General features: G+C 27.6%; 17 protein-coding genes and 1 other RNA gene. 12 read left to right on the top strand and 6 right to left on the bottom strand.

Annotation, left to right across the window (positions count from 1 at the left end; all coding sequences use genetic code 11):
• Nucleotides 1-72: 72 nt before the first annotated feature.
• Genes NON08_RS04345 through pgl form a run of 4 tightly spaced genes read left to right on the top strand, consistent with a single transcriptional unit; the run spans nucleotide 73 to nucleotide 5,825 of the window.
• Nucleotides 73-1,587 (top strand): Ppx/GppA phosphatase family protein, encoded by a 1,515-nt coding sequence (locus NON08_RS04345; protein WP_256690246.1) that lies wholly within the window; start codon nucleotides 73-75, stop codon nucleotides 1,585-1,587.
• A gap of 12 nt (nucleotides 1,588-1,599) precedes the next feature.
• Nucleotides 1,600-3,126 (top strand): HD domain-containing protein, encoded by a 1,527-nt coding sequence (locus NON08_RS04340; protein ID WP_256690245.1) that lies wholly within the window; start codon nucleotides 1,600-1,602, stop codon nucleotides 3,124-3,126.
• Nucleotides 3,123-5,162, top strand: coding sequence for a polyphosphate kinase 1 (gene ppk1, locus NON08_RS04335; protein WP_256690244.1), 2,040 nt, complete (start codon nucleotides 3,123-3,125; stop codon nucleotides 5,160-5,162). Before NON08_RS04340 ends, ppk1 begins: the two co-directional genes overlap by 4 nt.
• Before the next feature lie 18 nt (nucleotides 5,163-5,180).
• On the top strand, nucleotides 5,181-5,825 hold the full coding sequence (gene pgl / locus NON08_RS04330; protein WP_256690243.1) for a 6-phosphogluconolactonase: 645 nt from the start codon (nucleotides 5,181-5,183) through the stop codon (nucleotides 5,823-5,825).
• Between the two features lie 23 nt (nucleotides 5,826-5,848).
• Here the strand turns inward: pgl and NON08_RS04325 are convergent, their stop codons facing one another.
• Entirely contained in the window at nucleotides 5,849-6,298 is a 450-nt protein-coding gene (locus NON08_RS04325; RefSeq protein ID WP_256690242.1) for a hypothetical protein, read from the bottom strand.
• 141 nt (nucleotides 6,299-6,439) lie between these two features.
• Here NON08_RS04325 and NON08_RS04320 point away from each other — a divergent pair, with 141 nt between their 5' ends.
• The 7 genes from NON08_RS04320 to NON08_RS04290 all read left to right on the top strand — a co-directional run bounded on the left by NON08_RS04320 (nucleotide 6,440) and on the right by NON08_RS04290 (nucleotide 11,345).
• On the top strand, nucleotides 6,440-6,703 hold the full coding sequence (locus NON08_RS04320) for a glutaredoxin domain-containing protein (protein ID WP_256690241.1): 264 nt from the start codon (nucleotides 6,440-6,442) through the stop codon (nucleotides 6,701-6,703).
• A 148-nt stretch (nucleotides 6,704-6,851) separates the two neighbouring features.
• The gene (locus NON08_RS04315) at nucleotides 6,852-7,229 is read left to right on the top strand and encodes a hypothetical protein (protein WP_256690240.1); all 378 of its coding nucleotides are present in this window, start codon (nucleotides 6,852-6,854) and stop codon (nucleotides 7,227-7,229) included.
• A 43-nt stretch (nucleotides 7,230-7,272) separates the two neighbouring features.
• The gene (locus NON08_RS04310; protein WP_256690239.1) at nucleotides 7,273-7,449 is read left to right on the top strand and encodes a hypothetical protein; all 177 of its coding nucleotides are present in this window, start codon (nucleotides 7,273-7,275) and stop codon (nucleotides 7,447-7,449) included.
• An 8-nt stretch (nucleotides 7,450-7,457) separates the two neighbouring features.
• A complete protein-coding gene (locus NON08_RS04305; RefSeq protein ID WP_256690238.1) occupies nucleotides 7,458-8,852 on the top strand; it encodes a potassium/proton antiporter in 1,395 nt (464 codons plus the stop codon).
• A gap of 73 nt (nucleotides 8,853-8,925) precedes the next feature.
• Entirely contained in the window at nucleotides 8,926-10,092 is a 1,167-nt protein-coding gene (locus tag NON08_RS04300; protein ID WP_256690237.1) for a class I SAM-dependent rRNA methyltransferase, read from the top strand.
• A 23-nt stretch (nucleotides 10,093-10,115) separates the two neighbouring features.
• Nucleotides 10,116-10,940 carry an aldo/keto reductase gene (locus NON08_RS04295; protein ID WP_256690236.1) on the top strand — a complete coding sequence of 275 codons (825 nt, stop codon included), beginning with the start codon at nucleotides 10,116-10,118 and terminating at the stop codon, nucleotides 10,938-10,940.
• Between the two features lie 126 nt (nucleotides 10,941-11,066).
• Nucleotides 11,067-11,345 (top strand): hypothetical protein, encoded by a 279-nt coding sequence (locus tag NON08_RS04290; protein ID WP_256690235.1) that lies wholly within the window; start codon nucleotides 11,067-11,069, stop codon nucleotides 11,343-11,345.
• Between the two features lie 70 nt (nucleotides 11,346-11,415).
• Here the strand turns inward: NON08_RS04290 and ssrA are convergent.
• From ssrA to aroC, 5 genes are all read right to left on the bottom strand, one after another.
• Nucleotides 11,416-11,764, bottom strand: a transfer-messenger RNA (tmRNA) gene (gene ssrA / locus NON08_RS04285).
• A gap of 44 nt (nucleotides 11,765-11,808) precedes the next feature.
• Complete coding sequence (locus NON08_RS04280) at nucleotides 11,809-13,146, bottom strand: MATE family efflux transporter (RefSeq protein WP_256690234.1); 1,338 nt, start codon at nucleotides 13,144-13,146, stop codon at nucleotides 11,809-11,811.
• 21 nt (nucleotides 13,147-13,167) lie between these two features.
• Entirely contained in the window at nucleotides 13,168-13,797 is a 630-nt protein-coding gene (gene trhA / locus NON08_RS04275) for a PAQR family membrane homeostasis protein TrhA (RefSeq protein WP_256690233.1), read from the bottom strand.
• Between the two features lie 9 nt (nucleotides 13,798-13,806).
• Nucleotides 13,807-14,298, bottom strand: a complete 492-nt coding sequence (locus NON08_RS04270) for a deoxycytidylate deaminase (RefSeq protein ID WP_256690231.1) — start codon at nucleotides 14,296-14,298, stop codon at nucleotides 13,807-13,809.
• Nucleotides 14,282-15,313: a chorismate synthase gene (gene aroC / locus NON08_RS04265; protein ID WP_256690230.1), complete on the bottom strand. Its 1,032-nt coding sequence runs from the start codon at nucleotides 15,311-15,313 to the stop codon at nucleotides 14,282-14,284. Before aroC ends, NON08_RS04270 begins: the two co-directional genes overlap by 17 nt.
• Nucleotides 15,314-15,499: 186 nt before the next feature.
• Here aroC and obgE point away from each other — a divergent pair, with 186 nt between their 5' ends.
• A complete protein-coding gene (obgE, locus tag NON08_RS04260; RefSeq protein WP_256690229.1) occupies nucleotides 15,500-16,786 on the top strand; it encodes a GTPase ObgE in 1,287 nt (428 codons plus the stop codon).
• Nucleotides 16,787-16,827 lie beyond the last annotated feature (41 nt).

Raw genomic sequence — 16,827 nt, 5'->3', positions numbered from 1 at the left:
TTTATTTTGAAAAGGAATAAAGCTAAAAAAGCAGTAAATCCTTTAAAATATAAAAGTTTTGGAGGAGTAAAAATGACTTTAAGAAAAAGAATCTGTGTTATGGATATTGGTTCAAACTCAATTAGAATGGTTATATATGAAATAACTCCCAACAAATCATTTATTCCAATAGAGGATATAAAAGAAACTGTTCGATTAGGAGAGGGAATAAATGAGAAAAAAGAGTTAAAAGAAGAGAAAATAAAACTAGCTTTGAAAACAATACAACTATTTAAAAAGGTTTGCTTAAAAAATAATGTGGATGAAATAGTAGCTTTTGGAACAGCGGCCTTAAGAATAGCTATTAATGGTGAGGAACTTTTAAAAGAGATAACTAGAACAACAGGCATAGAGGTGATTATATTTAAAGGAGAGGATGAAGCGTACTTTTCATTTGAAGGAGCTATAAATACATTAGATATAAAAGATGGAGTCGTAATTGACTTAGGTGGATCAAGTTTAGAAATTGTCCATTTTAAAAATAGAGAAGCTTTAGAGCGAGCAAGTTTAAACTTTGGAGCAGTTACTTTATCAGAAATTGTAAATTTGAAAGATAAGTTAAGTAAAAAAGATGAAGAAACTTTAAGAGATTTTATAAAAGATCAATTTAAGGTTGTTCAATGGAAAGATGAGCTAAAAGGTTTACCATTAATAGGGGTAGGAGGGACAGTTAGAAATATAGGTGGAGTAAATTTGTATATGAAAAACTATCCACTAGAGTTATTACATAACTATAAAGTAAGTATTGACGGTGTAAAAGAGGTTGTAGATTATATAAAAAACAAAGATTATAAAGAAAAACAAGATGTTCAAGGATTATCTAAAGCTAGAGCAGATGTATTTATAGGAGCAGCTATTGCAGTTGAAGAGGTTCTAACATATTTTGATTTAAAAGAATTAATAATAAGTGGTTATGGTATAAGAGAGGGAGTTCTTTATGAAAGATTAAGTGAATGTGGAAAAGTGATTCAGGATCCTTTTGAAGACGGATTTAAAGAGATTATAGAAATTTTAGATATTAATACTAAAACAAAGGATAAACAACATAAAATACTAAAAAAAATCTGTCTAGAACTTGATAAAGACTATAATTTTAAAGAAGTAAGTGAAAAAGTTATAAAAATAGTGACATATCTATACGATATAGGTAAGAGTATAAATTTTGTTAATTACCCATTACATTCTGCTTATATGATATTAAATTTAGGAATAAAAGGTATTGAACAAAAAGAGCTTGTAGCTTCAGCTTTAATTGTAGCTAGAGGAAATAAAAAATATAAGGGTTTAGAAAAATATAAAGAGATGTTTAAAGAAAGTGAAATAGAGGAGTTAATGATGTTTTCTAAAATTTTAAATATAACAAATATATTTTCAGAAGATTTATTATTGGACGAAGATAATTTTGAAGTTGAGGTTTCTAAAGAGGAAATTATATTTTATATAAAAGGAAAAGATGAGGAAGATTTTAGAATTATAGATTTGTTTATTTCACAAAAGAAATTTGTTAATACTTTTGATAAAAAATTAAAATTTAAAATGAAGAAGTAGGATGGAGACGATATGGTGACTTACGCAGTTATAGAGATTAATTCAACTTTTATTGAAATGAAAATTTATGAGAAAAAAGAAAATGGTTATAGGATTTTAGAAAAGGTAACAGAAGATATAAACCTTTTTAAGGAAGTAAAAGATGGAAATGAAATTTCATTGGAAAAAATGAGAAAAATGTGTGATATTTTAAAAAAAATGGATAATTTATCCCGTGATTATGGGGTTATAGATAAAAAAGTCATATTTAGTGAATTTTTTAGAAGCATAACAAATTTTCCAATGGTATTAGACCAAATAAAATTAAAGGCTAATTTAGCTGTAGATAATATAGATTTAAGTGAAAAAACATATTATTCTATAAAAAAATTAATTCATTTGGAAAAGGATATTTTTTCTAAAAAAGAAAGTAGATTATTTTTTAACTTAAAATCGTTTAGTTCAGGAGTATATCTTTTTTACAAGGGTGAGTTATCTATAAATGAACATATAAATTTGGGAACAGAAAAATTATATCTAATTCTTGAAGAAAATAATATTAATTCAAAAAAAGCATTTGATTTTATTTGTGATTATATGGAAAGTTATGTTGAATTTATAAGAAGAGATGTAGGAAGAAAAGTTATAAAAAAATTAATTTTAGAAGGAGAGTTGGAAGAGAAGCTTTTAAAAATAGTATTTGGGAAAAAAGATTTAAAAAATTTAACATTGACTGAATTAAAAGATAAATTAAAATCATTACAAGAACATTCTTATAATGAAATTTCAACAAAATACAAATGTAGTGTTCCTATAGCGAAGTTAATGGTTATATCAATAAGTTTAATTATAAGTTTTTCAGATTATTTTGAGATTAAAGAGATAAAATTTTTAGACTTTAATATTAAAGATTTATGTGCTTTAGAAAAATTTTATCCAGAAATTAGACATAGTTTTGAAGAAACTTTATGGAAAATAACTTTAGATTCAATTATAGATTTAGGAGAAAAATTTGATTTTGATAGAGATCATTCAGAATTTGTAAAAAAAATAGGAATAAAACTGCTAGATAAATTAAAAGGTTTTCACTCTCTAGGATTAAAAGATTACAAATATTTTATAATTGCAGCATATTTACATGACATAGGAAAAGCTATAGATTTTGAAAACCATAGTAAACACTCAGCATATATATTAGAAAATACAACTATTTTTGGCTTAAATAAAGATATGATAGAGAAAATAGTTTTTATAGTAAAAGCTCATACTTCAAATACAAAATTAGAGTCTCTTTATAATTATGGTTTTAAGGGAGAGGAATTAATTAAACTATTAAAAATAATAGCAATAATTAAAATAGCTACTTCACTAGATAGAGGAAAAAAACAAAGATTGTGTAATGAGAAAATACATCTTGATAAAAATGATTTAATAATAGAGATGGATACAGATGAAGATTTTTACATGGAGAAAAGTAGTTTTGAAAAACAATCAAAATTATTTAAATATCTTTTTGATTTAGATATTGAACTTAAAATAAATAGGAGGTTCGGAGAATGAGTACCTATACTGGAAAAGACTTTTACAACAGAGAAATAAGTTGGATAGAATTTAATAAAAGAGTGTTATCAGAGGCAGAGGCAAATGAAAATCCTCTTTTAGAAAAACTAAAGTTTTTAGCTATTGTAAGTTCGAATTTTGATGAATTTTTTAAAGTTAGAGTAGCTGGATTAAAAGCTCAAGAGGAATCAAATTTAGAGCTTAGAGATATAGCTGGAATGCTTCCTAAGGAACAATTATCAATAATAAAAAAAGAAGTTACAAAAGTTATAGATAAACAATATAAACTTTATACGACAATTATGGATAAGATAAAAGTAGAAGGGAAAATTTCAATAAAAAATTATGAAGAACTAGGAAGTAAAGAATTAAGATTTATAGAAAATTATTATAGTGAAACACTTTTTCCAATATTGACTCCTATGGCAATAGATACATTTAGACCTTTTCCACACTTAAATAGTGGAGCAATAAATATGATATTAAATGTAAAAGAGAAAGATGGAATATCTTTTGCAATAGTTGAAGTTCCAAGAGTTGTAAATAGATTAATTAAGCTTCCAGGAGGAAATAATTTTATCCTTCTAGAAGAAGTAGTAAAAAATAATTTAAATAAGCTGTTTAATGGTTATGAGATAATAGATATAGGTTATTTTAGAATAACTAGAGATGAAGACTTAGGAATTGATGAAAATAGTGGAGCAGAAGATTTGTTAGCAGAAATAGAAAAAGAGGTAAAAAATAGAAAATGGGGAAATCCTGTTAGAGTTGAATATATAAAAGGTGTCTCAAAGAAAAGTTTAGATTTTTTAAAAGAGCAAATAGAACTTGAAGAGGAAAATTTTTATCCAGTTTTAGGACCTCTTGATTTAACTTTTTTATGGGGAATTGTAGATGTCAATGGAGTTGATGGGTTAAAATTTGAAAAGAATATACCAAAGTACTATAAAGAACTTTCCGGAGAAAATATTTTTAAAGTTTTATCTAAAAAAAATATTTTATTAAGACATCCTTTTGAAAGTTTTGATCATGTTGTTGATTTAGTAAAAGTATCTGCTCAAGATCCAAAAGTTTTAGCAATAAAGCAAACTCTATATAGAGTGAGTGGGGATTCACCAATAATAAAATATTTGAAAAAGGCAGCTGAAAATGGAAAACAAGTAACAGTATTAGTTGAATTAAAAGCTCGATTTGATGAAGAGAGAAATGTAAAATGGGCTAGAGAATTGGAAGAAGCGGGATGTCATGTTATCTATGGACTAAGTGGATTAAAGACTCATGCTAAATGTCTCTTAATAATTAGAAAAGAAGAAGATGGAATAAAAAGATATGTTCACTTAGGAACAGGGAACTATAATGATTCAACAGCCAAATTATATGTTGATTACTCATTTTTTACTATGGATGAAGAGATGGGAATAGATGCAAGTTATCTATTTAATAAGTTAACAGGATTTTCTAAAATAGATGATTGGAAAAAATTAATTGTTGCTCCAACTCATCTAAGAGAAACACTATATAGATTTATAGAAAGAGAGATAGAAAACATATCTAAAGGTGGTACAGGAAAGATAATTATTAAAGTGAATGGACTTACAGATCAAGGGGTTATAGAGAAGTTGTATGATGCATCTAAAGCTGGAGTAGATGTTGTTTTAATTGTGAGAGGAGCATGCTGTTTGAAAAGTGGAGTCACAAATTTAAGTGAAAATATAAAAGTATATAGTTTAGTTGGAAGATTTTTAGAGCATGATAGAGTTTATTATTTTGAAAATAATGGAGATGAAGAGTTATATTTAGGAAGTGCTGATTGTATGAGAAGAAATTTAGATGGAAGAGTAGAGACAATTTTTCCTCTGGAAAATAAGGAGGATAGAAAAAAAGTTACTCAACTTATAAAGGATATTTTAAAAGACAATGTTAAATTAAGAATTCAAGATAAAGATGGAAGTTATTCTTTAGTAGGAGAAAAAGTAAAAAAAGGTATACCAAAATTTAACTATCAAGAATACTATAGAGAAAAGTCTAGTGAATAGAAAAGGAGGGTAATAATTATGAGGTTAATTAAAGTTTCTAAAAAAAGTGATCTTTTTAAAAAAGCGATTGATATATTTAAAGAGACAACTTATGGAAAAAATGTTGTTAATATAGCATTTTCTGGTGGAAGAACACCAAAGGAATTTTTTACTAAATTATCAAAAGAGGATATTGAGTGGGATAAAATAAATATATTTTTAGTTGATGAAAGATTTGTACCACTAAACAGTGAAGGTAGTAATTACAATCTGTTAAAAAAAAATCTTTTAGATAAAATTGATATTCCAGAAAAAAATATTCATAAAATAGAAATATTGAAAACTCCTTTAGATTCAAAAATAGATTATGAAAAAAGGTTATTAAAATATTTTAAAGGAGATATAAAATTTGATGCTGTTTACTTAGGAGTAGGTGAAGATGGGCATACAGGTTCAATATTCACAATGGATGATGTTGAAGCATTAGAACCAACTCTCATAACAGAGAGTTCTAATCATCCGTACAAAAGAATAACTTTAAGCATGGAGACAATAAATAAAGCAGAAAAGAAAATATTAATTGCAACAAAAGAAAAAGTAGAAGTTTTAGAAAATTTACCTAAATTTAAATGCCCAGCATTTTTTATAGAAAATCCAATAATATTAGTAGAATATAGTAAATAAAAAGTGGATTTTATCCACTTTTTTTATTTAAAATTTTCAATTAACCTAAGGAAGTCAACCGCTATTTTTTCCTCTTTTGTTAAAGTTTGTTTAAAATTATGAGAAAAGTTATAATGATTTATTTTGTTTGGGTTGTATAATAAATCGTTGATAAAATATTTTAAAGGATCATGATAACTTTTATATGCTGGTAAGGTTGAAATCTCATTATTATATTTTGCGAAAACTTTTCGTAATCTTTTTTCTTCTTTTAATTGTTCTTTATAAAATTTTTCTAATTTTTTTCTATCTTTATTTTTAAAAGAAGGATTCATATTAAGCCATTCTAAAAAATCTTTATTTTGTCCCCAGTTAGTATCAGAATTGATATGTTTTTGAATATGTCCTTTAGCTTTTCCTTTCCCAGGATTAGCTAAAATTTGAGTAGAGCAAATAGTAAGTGAGATTAAACCAAATATAATAAAATTTTTCATAAAAAATCTCCTCAAACAAATAATATTTATATATTATATATTAAAAATAAAAAAAACTAAAGATATAAAATTCTTGACTTTTATACTAAAGTTTTATATCATATAAATATATACAGAAAAAGTATAAATGGAGGTATAAGAATGAGAATTATGTTATTTACAACACCAACTTGCCAATATTGTGGTCCAGCAAAGGAATTATTAGCAGATACAGAGGGTGTAGAAATTATAAATGCTATGGAGAATCAAGAGTTAGCAGCAATGTATGGAATAAGATCTGTACCATGCTTAATTGTTGAGAAATGTAGCGGAACAAAAACTTTTATAGGATTAGATCAAATAGCTAAATTCGTTGATGAAAATGGACAATCATCAGGTGGATGTGGGTGTAGCTGCGGTCATTAATTACTAAAAAAAGCCATGCAATATAAAATTGTATGGCTTTTTATTTTTTATTTGAAAATCACAAAAAAAACTGTATAATATTTAATTAAATTTATAAGTCAAAGGAAGTAAAATTTAATTTTGTAGAATATAAAAAGAGGTGAAATATATGAGGAAAAGAATAACTCTATTTTTACTTCTTTCTATTATTTCGATTTTTGGAAGTATTAGGGAGGAGTTTAAAGATAGAACCCACCTATATAATTTTATAAATTCTGAAATAAAAGAGTTAAAAAGCGAAAGAAAAGATAAACATATATTACTAAGTTCATCAAATAAAGACAATAGATTATTATTAACAATAGAACGAAATAGAAAAAGCAAAGATAAAAATGATAGTCCAATAACAATCTATTTAATTAATACTATTTTTTCTCCAATTTGTAGTTTTAATTTAAATAAAAATAAAGTTATTAATTTTTATAACAAAAAAAATTTAATATGTAATATTTTAAATAGATATAAAGAAAGAGTGTTGAGAATTTAGAAATAGTTTTTTCAAAAAAATAAATTAAAAATTGGAGGAAAAAATGAAAAAACTATTATTATCTGAGGAAAATGAAATATTAAAACAAAAGGAAAGCTTTTTTGATAAAGCTTTTAAAATATTATTTTTGATTATGTTTATAGGGTCATATTTAGTACTTGTAGGAGTAACATCTTTTAAATTATTAGAACATATTATAAAATATGGCATCTCAAGGTAGGTGAATAGATGGGAATTGAAATATTTGTTGTAGGTATTATTATACTAATAAGTTTATTTTCAATAAGAATATCTAAAAAATTAGAGATTCCATTGCTAATAATGTTTTTATTAATAGGAATGCTTGCAGGATCTGAAGGGTTAGGAAGAATATATTTTGATAACGCTCTAGTAGCTCAAAATATAGGAACAATAGCTTTAATGTTTATTATATTTTCTGGTGGATTAGAAACTAAAAAAGAGGATGTAAAAAAATCAATCTATCCGAGTGGAGTATTAGCAACTTTAGGTGTACTTTTAACTGCTGGTCTTTCTGGAGTGGCAGTTTATTACTTAACAGACTTTACTTTAAAAGAGTCCTTATTATTTAGCGCTATGGTATCATCAACAGATGCAGCTGCAGTAATGTCAATCTTAGGTGATTCTAAATTAAAAAAAGATGTTAAATCAGTTGTGGAGATAGAATCTGGAAGTAATGATCCGATGGCTTATGCATTAATACTTTTTCTTCTTTCTTTTTTTAAAGAAGGAGAGAGCACGTCTATAGCTACAGGTATAATTTTTCTTTTAAAACAAATAACACTTGGAGCAATAATAGGATATATCTTTGGAGTAGTTACGTTACCTTTAGCTAACTATATAAAAATAGTTAGAGAAGAATTTTTAACTATACATTTAATAGCAATACTTTTTATTTGTTTTGGATTAGCTACAGTTTTAGATGGAAATGGATTTTTGGCAATATATATAGCTGGTATTATGATTGGGAATAAAAAGTTTAATTATAAATTAAATTCTATTAGAAACATGAGATTAATAACATGGTTTATGCAAATTGGAATGTTTGTAATGTTAGGACTTTTAGTATTTCCAAGTCAATTATTGAGTTATATATTAATTGGAAGCTTATTATCTGTAATTATGATTATATGCATTAGAATGCTTGTTGTATATAGTTTATTATGGCCATTTAAATTTAGTTATAAAGAAAAATTTTTTATATCTTGGGCTGGTTTAAAAGGAGCTGTTCCTATAATATTTGCTACAATGGCTATAACAGAAGGATTACCTAATGCACAAGGAATGTTTAATTTAACTTTTTATATAGTTGTATTTTCAGTTTTGCTTCAAGGAATGACCTTAAAATATGTAGGAAAAAAATTAGATTTATTTGAAGAAGAAATGGAAGATGAAAAATTTATAGAAATTGAAGAACTAGAAGAGTTAGCTTTAAAGAGGATGATTTTAGATGAAAGATCAGATTATATTAATAAAAGGATAAAAGAGTTGGAACTGCCTCAAGGAATGCTTATAGTATCTATAAAAAGAGATGATAATTATATAACACCTAAAGGTGATGTTGTTCTTTTAATAGGTGATATTCTTCTATTTTCACAAAATTAATTGTATTTTTTTAGATATAGTTATAAAATGTAATATACTATATGAATTTTTAAAAATTAAAAGGATGTGAAAAGTGAGTAAAATTTTTGTGAAAAAAGATAGAGAAAGAATGTGGCAAAGTGGTCATCCTTGGATGTATTCAGGGGCAATAGAAAAGATAGAGGGAGCCCCAGAAGCAGGAACAGTTGTAGAAGTTTATAATTGGAAAAAAGAATTTATAGGTTACGGTCATTATAATAAAAATTCAAAAATAATGGTGCGTATGCTTGAAAAAGATATTAATAAAAAAATAGATTTAAATTGGTATTCTGAAAAAGTGAGAGAAGCATATACTTTGAGAGAAATGTTAAATATTAATAGCAATGGCTATAGATTGATACACAGTGAGTCAGATTCTTTACCAGGAGTTATAGTAGATCGTTTTGGTGATTATTTAATAGTTCAAGCATCAACTTTAGGAATGGAGAGAGATAAAGAAATATTAGTGAAAGCCTTGAAAAAAGAGATACCGAATATTAAAGGGATATATGAAAAAAGCGAAGGTGATGGAAGGAAATTAGAAGGACTTCCTGAAGTTTCAGGAGTTATCTTTGGAGAAGTTCCAGATGAGATTGAAATTTATGAAGGGGAAGCAAAATTTACTATAGATTTAAAAGGTCAAAAAACAGGATTTTATTCGGATCAAAGAGATAATAGAATGCTTATGGGATCTTTATCTAAAGGAAAAGATTTTTTAGATGTTTGTAGTTATACTGGTGGTTTTTCTTTGCATGCTATGGTAAATGGTGCAAATTCTACAACGTTAATAGATGTTAGTGAAGATGTTTTAAATGTTGCAAAAATAAATTTGAGTAAATTTAATAACGTTGAGTATATAAAGGGAAATATTTTTAATGTTCTAAGAGAACTAGTAAAAGAGGGGCGTCAATGGGATGTTGTAAACTTAGATCCACCAAAATTAGCACCAAATAGAAGGGACTTAGATAAAGCCTTAAAAGCATATAAGGATATAATTTTAAATGGAATTAAATTAACAAAAAAAGGTGGATTACTTTCTATTTATAGTTGTAGTGGAGCTGTAACAAGTGCTGATTTAAGAATGGCCTTAGCCTACGCTGTGAAAGACGCCGGAGTGAAAGCAATTATAGTAAATCAGTTACATCAAAGTCCATGTCATCCAATTTCAGTAGCAGTTCCTGAAACTGAATATTTAAAAGGATTTTTAGTAAGAGTAATTTAAAAATAAAAAGGGAAGTGGAAAATATGTATCTATTGAATAATGGTATTAATATTCCAAAAATTGGTTTTGGAACTTGGAAAGCAACAGACAAGGAACAATGTAAGAAGGCTGTTAGATTAGCTTTAGAAGATGGATATAGACACATTGATACCGCAGCTATTTATGGAAACGAGGACGCTGTAGGAGAGGGGATAGCTGATTTTTTAAAAAATAGTGAAGTATCAAGAAGTGAGTTATTTATTGTAACTAAGGTTTGGAATACAGATCAAGGATATGAAACAACATTAAAGGCATATGAAGATTCATTAAAAAAATTAAAACTTGATTATGTAGATATGTATTTGATTCATTGGCCACAACCTAAAGATTTAAATAAAACTTGGGAAACTTGGAAGGCTTTAGAAACATTATATAAAACTGGTAAAGTTAAAGCCATTGGTGTGTGTAATATGAAAGAGCACCATTTAAATTATATAATGGATAATTTTGAGATAGTACCTGCAGTAAATCAGATTGAATTACATCCATATTTACAACAAAGAGAGTTAAAGAAATTTTGTGATAATAATGGTATTCTAGTTGAAGCGTGGAGTCCGTTAATGCAGGGAGCTTTAGATCATGAAGGTTTAAAAAATATTGCAAAGAAGAACGAGAAAACGGTAGCTCAAGTAATTTTGAAATGGCATTTACAAAATGGTTTACTACCTTTACCAAAATCAGTGACGCCATCGAGAATAAAGGAAAATTTTGAATTAAACTTTAGGTTAGATGATAAAGATATGGAATATATAAACTCTTTAAATAAGGAAGAAAGAATAGGTCCAGACCCAGATGAAATAACATTTTAAATAAAAAAGATCATATATTTATATGATCTTTTTTATTAAAGCAAACTTTTATATAAAATTTTAAAATTAAAGGAAAAATGGATGACTTTTTTAATATAAAATAAATTGTATTTAAAGGAGATAAAAATGGCAATAAATAGAATAAGTATGAAAGATTATAGTAGGTTTATAGAGAAAATATTAACTGAATTAGAGATTGGAAAAAAAGTAAATTTATTGACTTTTAAAAGAGATAGAAAAATAACGATTATAAAAATTTCAAATGAAAAATTTATAGTAGAAGAAGATGGATTTAAACAAAGAAACTTTGATGATTTAAATAGACATGAAGTTATTAAATTGATGGACAAATTAAGAGATATAGAGTTTCCTAGAAGTAATATGTTACATATAAATAGAAAATAAAAAGACCGTATTGAAAAATTCAATACGGTCTTTACTATTTCAACAACTAAATTTTAGTTGGTGGATTCATTGGTGGAGATGACGGGAATCGAACCCGTGTCCAAAATTGCAAGCGCCATAAGCTTCTACAAGCTTAGTTTGCTATTTGATTTCGCGATAGTTACTCCCGCAAACAGGGCTAACTAAAGCTATTCTCTAAAATGTCCCCTAGAACTTAGAGAAATCGTTTAGGGTAATCTGTATTTTAAGTGACACCTTGATTGAACGCTCCTACAGAAAAGAATGTTCAGAGGTGAGCTGACATTATGCAGCTAAAGCGTAATTTCTGTTTCCATCTAAACGATGAGTTGATCTCTCACAGCGATCAACCTGGCCTGCTACCTATAACCTCACAACCCTGTCGAAACCTTTGCATCCCCAATTATTAAATTATAGATTATTATAACACAAATTTTTCTTAAACTCAATTGTCTGGTGATATCTTTCTTATTTTTTTTACTGTTAAGAAAAACATAACTATAGCTACTAGTGTATCAGATATTGGAAATGCTAACCAAACACCAATCTCATTGAAAAAGTATCCTAAAATATACACTAAAGGAATATTCAAAATAATAATTCTTAACATAAAAAATCTTGTTGCTATAACACTATCTTTAATGGATTGAAAGAAATTATTACAAGCTAAAAATATAGCAGTAAATGGCATCAAAAAAAGATTTAATCTCATAGCTGAAACAGTAAATTTAACTAAAGGTAGATCATCTTTTATAAAAAAAGAAACAATTTCGTTTGTATAAAAAAGCATTAATAAAACTAGAATAGTTGAAACACTAACAACTGTATATAGTTGAATTTTTAAAACTTCTTTAACTCTACTATAGTTTTTAGAACCGAAAGTATAAGATATAATAGCTGCTGTTCCTTGGTTAAAACCTTGCAAGCTAGTGTTCATAACACTTCTGCAGATAGATATAATTCCAATTGCTGCTGTGGCAATATCACCACCGTAAACTCCAGCTTGTCTATTTGTAACTGTTATAACTGAGGATTGTAAAAGTTGATTATAAAATCTAGGACTTCCAATTTTAAAAATCTCTTTCAAAATTTTTATATTAAGAGATAAATGATCTTTTGAAAAAGATATAACGTCAGATTTATAAAAATAAAAAAGCACATAAAAAGCACTTAAAGCTGTAGATATTAAAGTAGCTAAAGCAGCTCCGCCGATTCCCATATTAAGTTTCATAATAAAAATATAGTCTAGAACAACATTAAAAAGCCCTGTAAAAATATTAACACCCATAGCTGTAACAGAATCACCAATTCCTCTTATAAGAGTACTTTGACCTAAAATTATTTGAAAAGTAGCAATAGGGATTAAAAAATTAGTATACTCAATGGCAAATGGAATATTAGATGAACTTGCTCCTAAAATTTTTAAAATTGGAATATTGAAAAGAAACAGAAATAGTGTAAGAAGAATCCCTACAATAAAAATCCATAAAAAACCAGTACATAAAACTTTTTCGGCACCAGTTCGATCTTTTGAACCTAATTTAACTCCAACTATAATAGCAATTCCAGAAAAAGCAAAATTAAAGCTATTTATAATCATAGCATAAGGAAAAACGAGGGCAACTGCTGCCATGCCCTCTCTTCCAGCAACTTGACCAATAAAATATCTATCAGTTAAAACACAAAGCATTCCAATTATAGCTCCAAATGAAGATGGGATACTAAATTTTAAAATGGTGCTCAAAGTGCTTTGTTTTTCAAACTTTAAACTTAAGTCTTGCAAAATACTCCCCCTATAAAATTATTATATTAAAAAATAAACTGAAAAATAGTTAAATACGCTTCCTGCTAAAACGAAAAGATGCCAAATTCCATGAGTAAATTTTTTATTTTTCATTAAATAAAAAATTGTACCGACAGAATAGCTAATTCCTCCCCAAATTAATAATTTTAGAGAAAGTGGTGAAGCTAGAACTTGTAAATCTTTAAAAACAAACATAACCATCCATCCCATAAAAAGATAGATTAAAGTTGAAATAAAATTGAATCTTCCAACAAAAAAAACTTTAAAAAGAATTCCAAATAAAGTCATTCCCCACTGAATAAAGAAGAGAACCCATTTAGTAGTTCCATCAAATACACCAAGTAAGTATGGAGTATATGAACCTGATATTAAAATATAAATAGCAGAATGGTCTAATATTTTAAAAAGTTTTTTAATTTTTCCAACATACAAAATATGATATGTTCCTGACATTGTATAGAGTAAGACTAAAGAAAAACAAAAAACCATACATCCAATAACGTAACCGATATTATTTGTTTTTAAAGAGTGAACTAAAAGAGCACCTGTTCCAATAAGAGCAAGAACTGCTCCGAAGTAATGAGTCATAGAATTGATCCATTCTTCTAATCTTGTTAATGTATCATTCATAAGGACCTCCTATCCATTTTTTCTAAAGTTTAAAATAAGTTCATCAAATTTAGGGTCTAGTTGTCTTAATTTGACATTAGCAGCATTTAAAAGTTTTTTAGAGGCGATATTAGAATCAGTATTATCATATTTATCAGAAAGATAAACTATTTCACTTATTCCACTTTGAATAATACTTTTAGCACACTCATTACATGGAAAAAGATCTACATAAATAGTACACCCTTTTAAATTTTTAGTACTATTTAAAATGGCATTTAATTCAGCATGACAAACATATGCGTATTTACTGTTTAAAAAATCTCCATCTCTATCCCAAGGGAACTCATCATCTGAACATCCTGCAGGAAGACCATTATAACCAACTCCTACAATTCTTTTATCAGGGGTAACAATACAGGCTCCAACTTGTGTACCAGGATCCTTGCTACGTTTTGCTGAAAGAATAGCAACACCCATAAAATATTCGTCCCAATCAATATAATTAGCTCTTTTTGCCATTTAAATCCTCCCAATTGAAGTTGTATTTTTTGCTTTGTAAATATAAATCTGCAATAGCAATAGCTACTGCATTCTCTAAAACAATAGGAACTCTAAGAATAAATGCAACATCATGTCGTCCATTTATTTTTAAAGGGGAGATACACTCGCTTTTAAAATTAAATGTTTCTTGAGTTTTAAAGATACTTGAAGTTGGCTTTACAGCGATTTTTAGAAAAATATCATTTCCATTTGAGATACCACCATTTATACCACCATTATTATTAGACGCAGTTTTTCCATTTTTATTTATAAAACAATCATTGAATTCACTTCCTAAAAGTTCACTACCTTTAAATCCAGAACCAAATTCTATTCCTTTTATACCTGGAATAGAGAAAACCATAGAAGAAATAACCGATTCAACTGAATTAAAAAAAGGCTCTCCTAATCCGATGGGAACATCTTTTATAGTTAAAGAAATTGTACCTCCAAGTGAATCACCTTCCTCTCTAATTTGAGATAGATAATCATCCAAATTATCACTGAAAAACTTCTTTGATAAAGTACCAATTGTTTCTATTTCGCTGATAAAAGTAGTGGTTTTTAATATTTTTTTTGCAATAACACCAGCAGCAACTAAAGCTAAAGTTAGTCTTCCCGAGAAGTGCCCTCCCCCTCTAATATCATTAAATCCAAGATATTTTGACGTGGCAGCAAAATCAGCATGGCCAGGTCTAGGATGACTTTTAAAATCAGCATAAACTTTAGAATCAGTATTTTTGTTTTCAAAAAAAATATTTATTGGAGCTCCTGTTGTAAAACTATTAAAAACTCCAGAAATAATTTGAGGTATGTCATCCTCATTTCTAGGTGTTGTTCCAAGTTTTCCAGATTTTCTTTTGGAAAGATCTGGAATAAAATCATCTATACTGAGCTTTAAACCTGGGGGAACACCATCTATTAAAACACCAATACCTAGGCCATGAGATTCCCCATAAATATGAACTCTAAAAAGAGATCCAAAACTATTCATAAAATCCTCCAAAATAAAATAATATGTATAACCTAATTCTATCATAAAACATTAGAAATATTAAATAAAAACATACTAAAATTAATTGCAAAATATTAGAAAAAGGTGTAGAATATAACAATTAACGCATTTAAATGAATTAGAATTGATATTATAGATATGAAATATATTTGGAGGAGATAAACAGTGTTTATAGATGAGGTAATTATAACAGTAAAAGCTGGTAACGGTGGAGATGGAGCCGCTACATTTAGAAGAGAGAAGTGTATACAATTTGGAGGTCCAGATGGTGGAGATGGAGGTAGAGGAGGAGACGTAGTTTTTGTTGCTGACTCTAACATAAATACACTAATAGATTTTAAGTACAAAAAATTGTTCCAGGCAGAAAATGGTGAAAATGGTGCGAAGAAAAATATGTTTGGAAAATTCGGTGAGAATTTAGTAATAAAAGTACCGATTGGTACTCAAGTCAGAGATACTGAAACTGGAAAATTATTATTAGATATGAGTATTCCAGGAGAGGAAAGAGTTCTTTTAAGAGGAGGTAGAGGAGGTTTAGGAAATACAAACTTCAAAAACTCAATTAGAAGAACACCTACTATGGCTGGAAAAGGAAAAGAAGGAGTGGAGTTAAAAGTTAAATTAGAATTAAAGCTTTTAGCTGATGTTGCGTTAGTTGGATATCCTTCTGTAGGAAAATCAAGTTTAATAAATAAAATATCAGCAGCTAAATCTAAAGTTGGAAATTATCACTTTACTACTTTAGAACCTAAATTAGGAGTTGTAAGATTAGGAGAGGGTAGATCATTTGTTGTTGCAGATATACCAGGATTAATAGAGGGAGCTCATGAAGGAGTAGGATTAGGAGATAAATTCTTAAAGCATATTGAGAGATGTAAAATGATATATCATATTGTAGATGTGGCTGGAATTGAAGGAAGAGATCCAATTGAAGATTATAAAAGAATAAATAATGAGTTAATAAAATTTAGTGAAAAATTAGCAAATAAAAAACAAATTGTTTTAGCAAATAAAATGGATTTAATCTGGGATATGGAAAAATATGAAGAGTTCAAAAATTATGTAGAGTCACAGGGAAATGAGATATTTCCAGTATCTGTTATTCTAGGTGATGGATTAAAAGAAGTTTTAAACAGAACTTGGCATGTTTTACAAGAAACAGAAAGAGAAGAGTTAGAGGAAGAAGCTGATATAATAGATGTATTGAAAGCTAATAAAACTAGAAAAGAGCCATTTGTTGTAACACAAGATGAAGATGGTGTATTCGTTGTTGATGGATCAATTGTAGACGGTGTACTAGCTAAATATATCATAACTCATGATGACGAATCAGTAGTAACATTCCTACACATGCTTAGAAATTTAGGGCTAGAAGATGCTTTAAAAGATGCAGGTGTAGAAGATGGAGATACAGTAAGAATTGCTGATACAGAATTTGACTTTGTTGAGTAATAAAGAGTTATTTATTGAGCTGAGCCATATGGTTCAGCTTT

It is taken from the genome of Cetobacterium sp. NK01 (genome assembly GCF_024506395.1).
Classification (GTDB): domain Bacteria; phylum Fusobacteriota; class Fusobacteriia; order Fusobacteriales; family Fusobacteriaceae; genus Cetobacterium_A; species Cetobacterium_A somerae_A.
This window is presented reverse-complemented; position numbering and strand designations above follow the sequence as displayed.

Coding starts and splice junctions, on each gene's coding strand:
- NON08_RS04345 (WP_256690246.1), top strand. CDS start 73: ATGACTTTAAGAAAAAGAATCTGTGTTATGGATATTGGTTCAAACTCA.
- NON08_RS04340 (WP_256690245.1), top strand. CDS start 1,600: ATGGTGACTTACGCAGTTATAGAGATTAATTCAACTTTTATTGAAATG.
- ppk1 (WP_256690244.1), top strand. CDS start 3,123: ATGAGTACCTATACTGGAAAAGACTTTTACAACAGAGAAATAAGTTGG.
- pgl (WP_256690243.1), top strand. CDS start 5,181: ATGAGGTTAATTAAAGTTTCTAAAAAAAGTGATCTTTTTAAAAAAGCG.
- NON08_RS04325 (WP_256690242.1), bottom strand. CDS start 6,298: ATGAAAAATTTTATTATATTTGGTTTAATCTCACTTACTATTTGCTCT.
- NON08_RS04320 (WP_256690241.1), top strand. CDS start 6,440: ATGAGAATTATGTTATTTACAACACCAACTTGCCAATATTGTGGTCCA.
- NON08_RS04315 (WP_256690240.1), top strand. CDS start 6,852: ATGAGGAAAAGAATAACTCTATTTTTACTTCTTTCTATTATTTCGATT.
- NON08_RS04310 (WP_256690239.1), top strand. CDS start 7,273: ATGAAAAAACTATTATTATCTGAGGAAAATGAAATATTAAAACAAAAG.
- NON08_RS04305 (WP_256690238.1), top strand. CDS start 7,458: ATGGGAATTGAAATATTTGTTGTAGGTATTATTATACTAATAAGTTTA.
- NON08_RS04295 (WP_256690236.1), top strand. CDS start 10,116: ATGTATCTATTGAATAATGGTATTAATATTCCAAAAATTGGTTTTGGA.
- NON08_RS04290 (WP_256690235.1), top strand. CDS start 11,067: ATGGCAATAAATAGAATAAGTATGAAAGATTATAGTAGGTTTATAGAG.
- trhA (WP_256690233.1), bottom strand. CDS start 13,797: ATGAATGATACATTAACAAGATTAGAAGAATGGATCAATTCTATGACT.
- NON08_RS04270 (WP_256690231.1), bottom strand. CDS start 14,298: ATGGCAAAAAGAGCTAATTATATTGATTGGGACGAATATTTTATGGGT.
- aroC (WP_256690230.1), bottom strand. CDS start 15,313: ATGAATAGTTTTGGATCTCTTTTTAGAGTTCATATTTATGGGGAATCT.